This is a genomic window from Porphyromonas sp. COT-108 OH1349, assembly GCF_000768755.1.
Classification (GTDB): domain Bacteria; phylum Bacteroidota; class Bacteroidia; order Bacteroidales; family Porphyromonadaceae; genus Porphyromonas_A; species Porphyromonas_A canoris.
Genome location: NZ_JRAH01000034.1, coordinates 242524 through 255206, shown reverse-complemented (window position 1 = coordinate 255206; position 12683 = coordinate 242524). Strand labels below are relative to the sequence as shown.

Here is a 12683-nt window from a genome sequence, read left to right as displayed (position 1 = left end):
TTCAAAGCGGTTGCTTCTTATATAAACGAGTCTATATATCCTTGACAATATAAGAGGAATAGATACCTAATAAGTTACCGGCTTTAGTTTCAAGCCGGTAGTTTCTACCAGTCCACACATCAAGTTCATAATATGTACTGCAGTTCCTGCTCCACCTTTAAGAAGATTATCCTGTACACTTACAACCATTAGTTTTCTTCCGTACTTCATCAAATGGATTATAGAATAATTGGTATTCACCACTTGTCTGATATCCGGAACCGTATCTTGAATATAGACAAAGGAGTGATCATCAAAATGTTCTCTATAGAACTTCTTTATTTCATCCAAAGAGACATCTATATCAAAGTAGGTGCAAGCATAGGTTCCTCGAACAAAGTTCCCTCGTATCGGCAAAAAGTTAATCGGCTGAGTAAAGCTATTCTGACAACATCTCAGAGCATATTCCATCTCTTTCGTTTGCCTGTGTTCAAAAGGGTGATAAAGAGTAATCCTATCACTCATCGAATCGTAATGAATAGCCGAACTTTGTGGTCTTGCAGCATTCTCTGTATGTCCTATCACGGAAGAGACATGCAGCTCACTGTTCATAAGCAGATGCTTGGCTAAAGGAATGAGTCCGACAATGACGGAGTTTGCAAAACTTCCCGGTACAGAAACTGATGAGGCATTACAGATAGCCCTTCTATTCATTTCAGGTAAGCCATACACAAACTCCCGTCCGGAACAAAGTTCTGCTGTCTTAGCTACTCTCTGCTCATCCAGTGGGCGCAGTTCATAAGAGAAGTCTATAACTTTCAAGCTCTCTGGCAGTATATGAGATGAGTAAAAAGCTTTTGCCCGTGCGCTGTTAAGGCAAACGAAAAGAACCTCCAACTCCGAGAAGTCTGCATTATCCGTAAAAACAATTTCTCTAAAGTTGAAAAGCCCCGGATGAATATGGGAAACCATCTCACCAACATGCTCCGGAGCATAAACTTTTTCCAGTACTACATCCTCATGATTTATGAGCAGAGCTATAAGCTCGCCCACCATAAAACCTTCACTCCCTACTATTCCTACCTTTATCATACTGTTTTATTCTCTACTAAAATACGAAGTCAATACCAAGAGCCAAAGAGGCGGTAGTATAGCCATCAACATTCGCATACTTGAAGTACGGGAACACCCCAAAATACTTATTGAAGCGATAAGAAAGCCCACCACATATAACATCCTTTGGTATAGATTTATCGGTTTTTCCTACCTTAATATCCACATGATCCCATCTGGCAAAAAGAGAAAGCTCCGGCTTCAAATAGACCGTAGAATAGATAGCTCCTCCCTTAATAATACCGTCATCTTCACCAAATTGAGCGTGAGACAGTACATTATATTCCGCTGCAACTCTAAATGGTTTCGTGTTATAGGCAATCATACCTCCCAACAGAGTTCTAGGAGCAAAGTCTTCGGGAGTATTTCCGACCTTCAAATCCGGAGTAATTGCAGCAAGTGCATTCAGTCTTAATCCCACGGGAGTGCTGATGTTGATACCGGAATAAAATTGAATGCGACTGTCCACAGCCAGATTGAACCAGCCTTCACCATTCGTTACAGAAGCATATAGCTTAAAATAATCCGTCGGACGATAATTGAGATAGACACCCAAGTCGGCACTCGATGCGAAGCCATGCACATAAAGGAAAGCCGGTCCCACATAGCGATGTCCCCATTCCATTTCATGTTCAAGGGCTACACCGGTTTCCACAAGACCGCTTCTCACGGTTAGCTTCTCTACATCATAATTTACAGAGGCATACTTTGGCACCATCTGATACCTGCCATCTATGGGAGCCAAATCCAGTACCACTTCTCCGCTCCAAGGAGTATTCGTTGTTATACTATAACCGAGATAACTCCGATTAAGAAGAAACTGAGAGCGAGTATTTTTATTTAGCCCTTGGGAATACTCTCCGAAGACGCGCAAGATGGGTTTACCTTCCCAGTTAATTGTTTTTTCTTGTGCCTTCATCTCTCTTCCTGTAAAAAACAGGGTGCACATAGCAGCAATACAAAAAATAAACTTTCTCATCTTTTTAAGGTTTTAGGTCTGAATACTTACACTCCCACAATCAGCGGATATACCCTTAGTCTAATATATCCGCTCTCTTTGCGACTCCACGAGAGAGTCCACAATATAGTCGTCATACTCCATAAGCTTATCTATATGTCCCTTAGGTCCAAGCTCTATGATGCGATTGGCTACGGTCTGTATAAACTCATGGTCATGACTTGCAAATAAGATATTACCGGAGTAAGTCTTCAGAGTGTTATTAAATGCTTGTATAGATTCCAAATCCAAATGATTCGTAGGGGTATCCAATATCAAAACATTAGCATCTTTAAGCATCATGCGAGAGATCATACAGCGCATCTTCTCCCCTCCGGAAAGTACAGAAGCTTTCTTAAGAATCTCCTCTCCGGAAAAGAGCATCCGCCCAAGATACCCCTTTAGATAGACCTCGTTTGTATCTTTTGCAAACTGACTGATCCACTCTATAAGATTCATATCTGTGTCAAAAAAGGCTGTGTTATCCAAAGGAAGATAAGCAGTTGTGATCGTCTGCCCCCAGTCATACTCTCCCTCATAGTCTTTCTCATTGCCATTTATAATCTCAAAGAATGCTGTCATGGCTCTTGGATCTCGGCTCAAAAAGACTACTTTTTCACCTTTTTCGATGTTAAAATTCAAATCTTTGAAGAGATACTCTCCATCCAGTTTGTATGAAAGCCCTTTGATTTCCAATATCTTGTTTCCGGCTTCTCTATCCGGTTGGAACAGAATACCCGGATAGCGGCGAGATGAAGGCTGTATCTCATCCACATTGAGCTTTTCCAACATCTTCTTTCTACTGGTTGTCTGCTTACTTTTAGCGACATTAGCACTAAAGCGTCTGATAAACTCTTCAAGCTCTTTCCGCTTCTCTTCCAACTTTTTATTTTGCTGTTGCTGTTGTCTGAGAGCCAGTTGAGAACTTTCGTACCAGAAGCTGTAGTTCCCTGCAAACATTTGTATCTTACCATAGTCTATGTCCACGGTGTGCGTACACACCGAATCGAGGAAGTGGCGGTCGTGACTAACGACCAAAACGGTATTCTCAAAGTCTGCAAGATAGTTTATCAACCAATGTACGGTATCGAGGTCCAAATCGTTTGTAGGCTCATCCAGAAGCAGATTATCCGGCTTACCATACAACGCTCTGGCAAGAAGAACACGAACCTTTTCCTTACCACTCAAGTCTTTCATCTGTGCATAGTGCAGATCCTCTTTTATTCCAAGCCCGGAAAGAAGTATGGCTGCATCGCTTTCGGCATTCCATCCTTCCATTTCGGCAAACTTTTCTTCAAGATCTGCGGCACGGATACCATCCTCGTCTGTAAAGTCTTCCTTTGCATAGAGAGCATCTTTCTCCTTCATCACATTCCAGAGTACAGAATGTCCCATAAGGACTGTATCCATAACGCTAAACTCGTCAAACTCGAAGTGGTCTTGCTTTAGTACGGACAACCGTTCGCCCGGTCCGAGGATCACGCTTCCCTTTGTAGGCTCAAGGTCTCCACTTATAGCTCTTAAAAGAGTAGACTTCCCTGCCCCGTTGGCACCTATAATTCCGTAGCAGTTTCCGGATGTAAACTTCATATTGACATCCTGAAACAACGCCCTCTTTCCAAACTGAATAGTTAGTTCGCTAAGTGTAATCATCTAATATCGCTTCTTCTTTGTCTATAAATTAAAACTTTTCTATTTCTCTTATCCACATTTCTCCCACTGCATCACTCGGCATACGCCATCCTCCTCTTGGGGAGAGTGTGATAGCTCCAACCTTTGGAGCATCCGGGCTACAGTTTCTCTTAAACTGATTGCTAAAGAATCTCCTTATAAACGTGGTCATTGTACGCTTCAGCATATCCTTAGAATACTTATCTCCAAAAGCCTTGCCTGCCATGAAAAGTATCTTTGTCGGAGAGAAAGCATTATGTATCATGTGATACAAGAAAAAGTCATGCAGTTCGTACGGACCTATAATAGCTTCCGTGCTTTGCCTGTTGGTACCATCCTTATCCTTTTCGGGGAGAAGTTCCGGGCTTACCGGAGTCTTCAAGACATCCCTTAAAGCATCCTCCACAACCTTTGCATAGCCACCATTGTCAGCAATATGTTCTACCATCAGACGCACGACAGTCTTTGGAATAGAGGCATTCACGTTGTACATCGACATATGATCACCGGCAAAGGTGGTCCACCCTAAAGCCAGCTCCGAAAGGTCTCCTGTTCCCAACACGATAGCTCCTTCCATATTCGCTATATCCATAAGGATCTGCGCACGTTCACGAGCCTGAGCATTCTCAAACGTAACATCGTAGCTCTTTCCATCGTGTCCTATGGCAGCAAGATGATTTCGGACCGGTTCGGTGATCTCTACTTCTCTGGTGGAGATACCGAGTCCGTTCATCATGGTTTTGGCGTTATTGTATGTCCTTTCCGATGTTCCAAAACCCGGCATCGTTACTCCTATGATTCCTTTTCTGTCCCAACCCATAAAGTCGAACGCATGTACGGCAACCATCAGAGTAAGCGTGCTGTCCAGACCACCGCTTATACCTATCACGGCTTTCTTCGTTCCGATATGGATAAGACGCTGGAAGAGAGCAGACATCTGTATATCCCACATCTCTTGGCAACGCTCTTTCCAGTTTTTGGAAGAGGGCATAAAGGGATACTTCTCCACGGGGCGAGTCATATCGTACTCTTTAACCTCGTTAAGGTAGAAAGGTATCTCCGTCATCTCTTCCGTGCACACCACGGAAGCAACACTCTTAAACGAGGTATTGATAAGCCGTTCCGTGCGTATATATTCTACGTCTATATCGTTTATCAATAGGCGTTCACCATATTCAAAACGCTCCATTTCCGACAAAATCTCTCCATTTTCCGCGATGAATGCTTTCCCGGTATAGACCAAGTCTGTAGAGCTCTCTCCGTATCCGCAGGAAGCATACACATATCCGCATATTGCTTGTGCGGAGTTACCGCTAATGAGTGCTCTCAGATAGGCATGCTTTCCGGCATTCTCATTACTTGCGGAAAGGTTGAAGATGATATGTGCTCCATAGAGAGAAAGACGAGTACCCGGAGGGGTGGCAGTCCACATATCTTCGCAGATCTCCACGCCTATCCCTATCTGCTTATACTTGAACAGGAGATTGTGTCCGATGGGTACAACAAAATCTTTGATATTGATATGCGAGAGCGAAAGCTCATTGGCAGAAGAGAACCAGCGTCTCTCTTGAAACTCTCTATAATTGGGAAGGAACGTTTTAGGGATGGCTCCCAAGATCTTACCATTTTGGAAAGCAATGGCGGCATTGTACAGACGCTGTTCCACACGGATAGGCATACCGACAAAAACAAGGATATCCGTCTCCTTGGTACGCTCTACCAAAGTACAGAGTGCCTCTTCTGCCTGCCGTTGCAGGAATGGTTGTATAAACAGATCCGAGCAAGTATAGCCCGTAATACACAGCTCGGGAAAGGTGATAATCTCCACCCCTTTTTCACAAGCCTTAAAGATGAGCTTCTCTATGCGCTCTATATTATAGTTGCAGTCTGCAACTTTCACAAATGGCACGCCTGCTGCCACTTTTACATATCCATGTTTCATATATCGCTATACACGTAGATTATTGGTCTGTTGTTCTCGATCTTCTTATTCTGTATGTTGAATGATTTTAGTGTAAAGGTAGGGAAGATTTATCAATCTACCTATTGTTGTGCCTGCTTAACTGCCGTCTCTACTCTTTTCTTGACGCTTTCTTACACCATCCGGCGATAAATTCTCTTGTAAACGGCTTCAAAAACAGCGTTTAATACAGTAAAATCTTGCTCTATTCCCGTTAAAGATTTGCAACCAAACTTTGAATGCCATAAATCAAGGCTTAATTTGTAAAATTCAAGCCTTGACTTCCCAAAATAAGCATTTGATTAGTAACTCTTTAGCGATTAAAAGAAGATTCTAAACACGTTCATCACAACTTATGAACGGCTCAAAAATAAGTAATCATACGGCATCGGAAAAAGTCATTGTAAAGAGAAGATTTGCAGGACATCACCTCCATTCGGAAAACAGATCTTATTTCCGGGAATGGAGATGTCGAAAAATGCCCCTTTTTTCCACCTGCAGGAAATTTGAGAGAAAGAGCAAATAAAATTGCTATTTTTGTATGAGATTGTGGGCTATACCCCAAAATAAAAAGCGAGAAATGAATAAGAATAGATCCATTTTACTTCTACTGTTTTTAACGCTCCTGATCCCATCGAGACTTTCCACTTATGCCGATGCTTCCAATCGTGTCGGGATCAAGAGCGAGGTATTAAGAAATTGGCGTTACAAGAGTTTGAAAGATACCCTTTGGAGCAGCTGTGTTGTGCCCTCTGTGGTGCAGGAAAATCTTATCAAAGAGAAGAGGCTTTCTCTCCCCTACTATCGGGACAATGAGAAGAAGGTTCAGTGGGTATCGGATCAGGACTGGGTCTATGCCACATCGTTTGATATATCGGAGATTGATAGGACTTCGGGAACAAGACAGATGCTGGAGTTTGACGGGATAGACACATTTGGAGAGGTTTATCTCAATGGCGAACATCTTGGCTCGACAAAAAATATGTTTTTGGCTTACAGCTATGATGTTACGGGTAAGCTCGTAAAAGGGGAGAACCATCTGGTGGTACATCTTAAGTCTCCTATCGGTACGGTTCATTCGCAATACCTTTCAAACGGATTCAACTACCCTGCCGACAACGACCACTTCCCTATTCGTTACAGCCCTTTTACACGGAAAGCTCCTTATCATTACGGCTGGGACTGGGGAATGCGTATGGTTACCATGGGCATTTGGAAAGAGGTACGTCTTTCTACATATCATACTGCACGCATCGCCTTTGTGGATGTAGAGAGCAAAATAGAGTGGTCCGGAGAAAATAGTGCCAAGCAGGCATCCGTTGTCGTAAACGTGGAATGCGACTCGTTTGATAAGGAAGTTTATTTTGCCCAAGCGGAACTCACCTCCAAGCAGAACGGCAAAAAGTGGTCTGCCGATATGGATAAGAGTGGTCTGCAAAAGAAGACATTCCGCTTCTTGATCCAAGATCCGGAGCTGTGGTGGCCAAGAGAATGGGGCAAAGCAAATCTGTACACACTCACCATACGCCTGTTGGATAAAGACAAAAAAGAGATAGACAGAAATATTTCGGAGATAGGAATCAGGGAGATCAAGCTGATCAATAAACCGGATGACAAGGGGACATCGTTCTATTTTGAGGTAAACAGACGCCCGATATTTGCCAAAGGAGCCAACTATATACCCGGAAATTTGATGCTTACGACACGAACAGACGAGTACTTTAAGTCGCTGTTCGATGATGTCGAGTTCGCCAACATGAACATGATTCGCGTTTGGGGAGGAGGAGCATACGAGGATGACAGATTCTATACAGAAGCAAACCGAAGAGGCTTGCTGGTATGGCAGGACTTCATGTTCGGCTGTACTGCTTATCCTGCGGATAGTTCGTTCCTGGACAATGTACGTCAGGAAGCCATCTATCAAGTAAAGCGTCTGAGAAATCATCCCTGTATAGCATTCTGGTGTGGTAATAATGAGATAGAAGAGGGAATACTCTATTGGGGCTGGCAGAAGCGACTCTCTCCACAACATTATCAGCAGCTCAAAGACAGCTATGCCCCTTTATTTCATGAGTTACTTCCAAGCATTATAAAAGAATATGCTCCAAGATTCGATTACATTCACGGCTCTCCGATGGGTTCCAACTGGGGACAGCCTCAAACATTCACGAACGGAGATATTCACTATTGGGGACTGTGGTATGGTAAACAGCCTTTTGAAGTCTTCGACAAGTACCCGATGCGTTTTGTGAGTGAGTATGGCTTTCAGTCTTTCCCCTCCATGAAGACAATATCGACATTTGCTCTTCCTGAAGATTACGGGCTCGAAACAGAGGTGATGAAGGTGCACCAGAAAGCTTCGACAGGCAACGGACTGATAAAGGAGTACATGGAACGTGAGTACGTAGTGCCTGAAAAGTTTGAAGACTTTGTCTATGTCGGTCAGGTTCTTCACGGGAGAGGTATGGCCAAATCCATTCGCAGCATGCGAAGAGAGCGTCCCACCTGCATGGGGTCTCTCTATTGGCAGTTGAATGATGCTTGGCCCGCTGTGTCGTGGAGCAGTGTGGACTTTTTCCAAAACTATAAAGGAATGCACTATACAACACGTGAAGCATACGCTCCGGTAGCTGTCATGACGAAAGATATAGGGAAAGATTCTCTTGCCATATTTGTTGCAAATGACAAGCTGAATGCACTTCCCGGTGGATCTCTTCGCTTGGAGACAAAAACAGTTCAAGGCAAAAAGCTGTACACTAAAACAATCTCTCTGCCTGTGATAGCGGCTAACAGCGTTACGCAGGTGGGTCTCTTCTCCAAAAGAGATATTGCAATGGCGGAGAATATTACAGAAAGAGTGCTTTCGATCAGTGTCTCTACCAAAGAGGATAATGCGCGCCTGCTATGGTACGCAGTTGCCACAAAAGATATGGATCTCCCCGATCAGGTATTGAAGTACAAGGTTATCAAGCAAACAGATGGCGAAGCTGTAGTCCGCTTCCAAAGTGAACGTTTGGTGAAAGATCTGTTTATAGAGACACCTTGGCACGCTACCAGATTTAGCGATAATTTCTTTGACCTCTTCCCCGGAGAGCAAAGAGACATTATTATCAGACATGCCGAAATTTCAAAGAAAACGCCTTTGAAGTTGGAGCTGAAAACCATGAATGAAATTCACAACAAGTACAAAATAATAGGAACAATATGATATTAGAAATTTGTGCCAATTCTGTAGCTTCTTGTATTGCTGCTCAAGAAGGAGGCGCACAACGTATAGAGCTATGTGCCGGTATTCCTGAGGGTGGCACTACCCCCTCTTATGGCATGGTAAAAAAAGCTCGTGAGGCTGTAAGTATTGGTTTGAACATCATCATTCGTCCAAGAGGAGGAGATTTTCTATACTCTCCGACAGAAGTGGAAGAGATGATAGAGGATATCAAAATCCTTGGGACATTGGGAGTAGATGGCTTTGTATTCGGAGCTTTGACACCCGATGGAGAGGTAGATAAAGAGGTTTGCAAAAGACTCATAGAGGCTGCACAAGGCTCTCCGGTTACTTTTCACAGAGCTTTCGATATGGCTAAAGATCCGAAGCAGGCATTGGAAGATATTATCGAGTTAGGGTTCGATCGCATTCTTACATCCGGATGTATGCCCTCCGCATTAGAGGGAGTCTCCACCATAGCCATGCTTGTACGAGAAGCTCAAGACAGAATAGCAATCATGGCAGGCTGTGGAGTAAATGCTTCTAACGTGCATGAGATAGTACAAATGACAGGTGTAAAAGAGGTGCATGGCTCTTTCCGCTCTCCCATCGAAAGCAAAATGCGATATAGAAACAGCGTTGTAAGCATGGGAGGAACCGTGGTTGTGGAAGAGTATAGCACTCCTCAGACAGATGCCGAGAAGGTAAAAGAAATTATTAACATCATAAGCTGAATATGAACTCTAATCTTTCAAATATAGGATTGATAGGTCTTGCCGTAATGGGTGAGAACCTTGCTCTAAACATTGAACGGAACGGATACCGTGTCTCGGTATATAACAGAAGTGGAGAGACGGTGGACAGATTTATCAATGGGCGGGCAAAAGGGAAAAACTTTCAAGGATTCAAGAATATCGAAGAGTTTGTTGCTTCGATAGAAAGACCTCGAAAAATCATCTTGATGATTAAGGCAGGAGGTCCTGTGGATGCAGTCATTCAACAACTTCTACCCTATCTGGAAAAGGGAGATATCATAATGGATGGAGGCAACTCCAACTATACCGATAGCGAAAGACGTGTGGAGGAGCTCTACGAAAGAGGTATCTACTTTGTCGGTAGCGGTATTTCCGGCGGAGAGGAAGGTGCTTTGAACGGACCTTCAATAATGCCGGGAGGAGCAGCCGAAGCGAAGGAGCATATCCTTCCGATACTGGAGAAAATATCTGCCAAAGCGAAAGACGGAACTCCTTGTTGCGCTTGGATTGGCGGCGGAGGTGCAGGACACTTTGTGAAGATGGTGCATAATGGTATAGAGTATGGTGATATGCAGATCATCTCGGAGGCTTATTTCATCATGAAGAAGCTGCTCAACTACTCCAATGACAGGATGGCAGACATTTTTGGAGAGTGGAATAAAGGAAAGCTGGAAAGCTATCTCGTTGAGATTACAGAGCAGATACTCAGATTCCGAGACAAGGATGGTAATCATCTTATAGACTATATCCTCGATGCCGCAGGACAGAAAGGAACGGGGAAATGGTCGGTTATCAACTCTCTTGAATTTGGTATACCGCTTAACCTGATCTCTACTGCAGTGTATGAAAGAAGCCTGTCTGCTCTTAAAGATTTACGTGAAAAGGCTGCGGCTTTATACAATCCGTTTCTTGTACCGGAACCATTCAAAGGAAGTGGTAATCCCGAACATAAGATCGAAAATGCGATGTATGCGTCAAAGTTGGTATCTTATGCACAAGGCTTCCAACTCATAAAGGCAGCATCCAATGAACACAATTGGGGTATAGACTTAGCAGCAGTAGCTCGTATCTGGAGAGGGGGATGTATCATTCGTTCGGCGTTCTTAGGTGAAATTTCTAATGCTTTGACAAGAAATCCGGACTTGGAAAATCTTTTATTGGACGAGTTCTTCAAAAAAGAAATAGAGCAAGCATTGGATGATTGGCGGGAAGTAGTATCTGTCTGTATTATATCAGGGCTTCCGATTCCTGCATGCAGCAGCTCGATCAACTACTTCCACTCATTGACCACAAAGGTTCTTCCGGCGAATATGTTGCAAGCACAAAGAGACTTTTTCGGGGCTCATACATTTGAGAGAACGGATCGCCCAAGAGGTGAATTTTATCATGAAAACTGGACAGGCGAGGGCGGAACTACGGCTTCTACTGTTTATGCTGTATAGATAACAGGGATGAATACAACGATAACACCAACACTGCCTTCAGCAATGGGCTTAGTCATATTCGGAGCATCCGGAGACCTGACTATGCGAAAGCTGATACCGTCTCTTTATTCTCTTTTTCAGGCAAAGCGCGTGCCTAAATCTTTCTTTGTCTTGGGTGTTGCCCGGACGGAATATTCGGATGAAGCCTTTAGGACTTATCTTAAAGAAAAGCTGCAAGAACACCTTAAAGATGAAGAGAAAGACACAGAAACGGTTTCTCTTTTCCTTTCGCACATCCATTACCACACGATGGATCCGGCAGAGGAAAAGGATTATAATGGTCTGAAATCGAAGCTCCGGGAGTTAGATGAAGTTTACAACAATCCGGCTAACTATATCTTTTACCTCTCCACTCCGCCAAGTCTTTACGGAGTTATTCCTAAACATCTTAGTGCCGTAAATCTTAATGCTAAAGGCAATGGCGCAGGGATAGAAGAAAATATACGTCGAATCATTATCGAGAAGCCGTTCGGATATGATCTTGAAAGTGCTCACGAGCTCAATCTTATCTACGAAGAAGCTTTTACGGAAAATCAACTTTATCGTATAGATCACTATTTAGGGAAAGAGACAGTCCAAAACATTATGGCTCTTCGCTTCTCTAACGGTATCTTCGAGCCTCTATGGAACAGACGTTACATAGACAGAATAGAGGTAACGGCTGTTGAGAATTTGGGGATAGAGAAGCGTGGCGGATTCTATGATAACGTAGGAGCTCTCCGAGACATGGTTCAAAACCATCTTATACAGCTTTTAGCCTTGGTAACTATGGAGCCTCCGGCTGTCTTCAATGCGAAAACATTCCGCGATGAAGTACTGAAAGTGTACCAATCTCTTCGCCCTCTCTCTCCGCAAGATATACGAACCAATGTCATTCGAGGGCAGTACACTGCATCCAAAGCCAATAATGAGAGACAGCTACAAGGGTATAGAGAAGAAGAGAAGGTTAATCCTCAGTCTCGGACAGAAACCTATGTTGCCATAAAAGTGGCGATAGACAACTGGAGGTGGGGAGGTGTTCCCTTCTACATCCGGACAGGAAAGCAGATGCCGACAAAGGTTACCGAAATCGTTGTCCATTTCCGTAAAACACCTCACTCACTCTTTGGAGATGCTCCGGCAAATGCTTTAATCATTCGCATCCAACCCAATGAAGGTGTTGCACTCAAGTTCGATATGAAAACGCCGGGATCCGGTTTCGATGTACAGCAAGTATCCATGGACTTCACTTATAATAAGCTTGGAGGCGTGCCGAGTGGTGATGCCTACTCTCGTTTATTGGAGGACTGTATGCGTGGAGACGCTACTCTGTTCACAAGAAGTGATGCTGTGGAGGCAAGCTGGACCTATTTCACCCCAATCCTTAAAGCATGGGAGCAAGATGAAAAGATACCTCTACATGGTTATCCGGCAGGGACTTGGGGACCCAAGATGGCGGATCAGATCATCAACGATGGCTATTCATGGACCAATCCGTGCAAGAATCTTACGGACACCGATCTTTATTGCGAACTCTAAA

The 12683-nt window shown here is 43.7% G+C and carries 8 protein-coding genes; 4 read left to right on the top strand and 4 right to left on the bottom strand.

What is annotated here, in order from left to right:
• Positions 1–66 precede the first annotated feature (66 nt).
• The 4 genes from JT26_RS08880 to JT26_RS08865 all read right to left on the bottom strand — a co-directional run bounded on the left by JT26_RS08880 (position 67) and on the right by JT26_RS08865 (position 5702).
• On the bottom strand, positions 67–1071 hold the full coding sequence (locus JT26_RS08880) for a hypothetical protein (protein WP_036848941.1): 1005 nt from the start codon (positions 1069–1071) through the stop codon (positions 67–69).
• Between the two features lie 16 nt (positions 1072–1087).
• Positions 1088–2011, bottom strand: a complete 924-nt coding sequence (locus JT26_RS08875) for a hypothetical protein (RefSeq protein WP_152567016.1) — start codon at positions 2009–2011, stop codon at positions 1088–1090.
• Between the two features lie 120 nt (positions 2012–2131).
• On the bottom strand, positions 2132–3742 hold the full coding sequence (locus JT26_RS08870) for an ABC-F family ATP-binding cassette domain-containing protein (protein ID WP_036792272.1): 1611 nt from the start codon (positions 3740–3742) through the stop codon (positions 2132–2134).
• A gap of 28 nt (positions 3743–3770) precedes the next feature.
• Positions 3771–5702 carry an NAD(+) synthase gene (locus JT26_RS08865; RefSeq protein ID WP_036848936.1) on the bottom strand — a complete coding sequence of 644 codons (1932 nt, stop codon included), beginning with the start codon at positions 5700–5702 and terminating at the stop codon, positions 3771–3773.
• 598 nt (positions 5703–6300) lie between these two features.
• Here JT26_RS08865 and JT26_RS08860 point away from each other — a divergent pair.
• The 4 genes from JT26_RS08860 to zwf are packed head-to-tail and all read left to right on the top strand — an operon-like array spanning position 6301 to position 12682.
• Positions 6301–8928 carry a glycoside hydrolase family 2 protein gene (locus tag JT26_RS08860; RefSeq protein WP_036848935.1) on the top strand — a complete coding sequence of 876 codons (2628 nt, stop codon included), beginning with the start codon at positions 6301–6303 and terminating at the stop codon, positions 8926–8928.
• Positions 8925–9659, top strand: coding sequence for a copper homeostasis protein CutC (locus tag JT26_RS08855; protein ID WP_036848934.1), 735 nt, complete (start codon positions 8925–8927; stop codon positions 9657–9659). The genes JT26_RS08860 and JT26_RS08855 overlap by 4 nt, the downstream gene beginning before the upstream one ends.
• A gap of 2 nt (positions 9660–9661) precedes the next feature.
• A complete protein-coding gene (gene gnd / locus JT26_RS08850) occupies positions 9662–11122 on the top strand; it encodes a decarboxylating NADP(+)-dependent phosphogluconate dehydrogenase (RefSeq protein ID WP_036792263.1) in 1461 nt (486 codons plus the stop codon).
• 9 nt (positions 11123–11131) lie between these two features.
• On the top strand, positions 11132–12682 hold the full coding sequence (gene zwf, locus JT26_RS08845) for a glucose-6-phosphate dehydrogenase (RefSeq protein ID WP_081966430.1): 1551 nt from the start codon (positions 11132–11134) through the stop codon (positions 12680–12682).
• Position 12683: the final 1 nt, after the last annotated feature.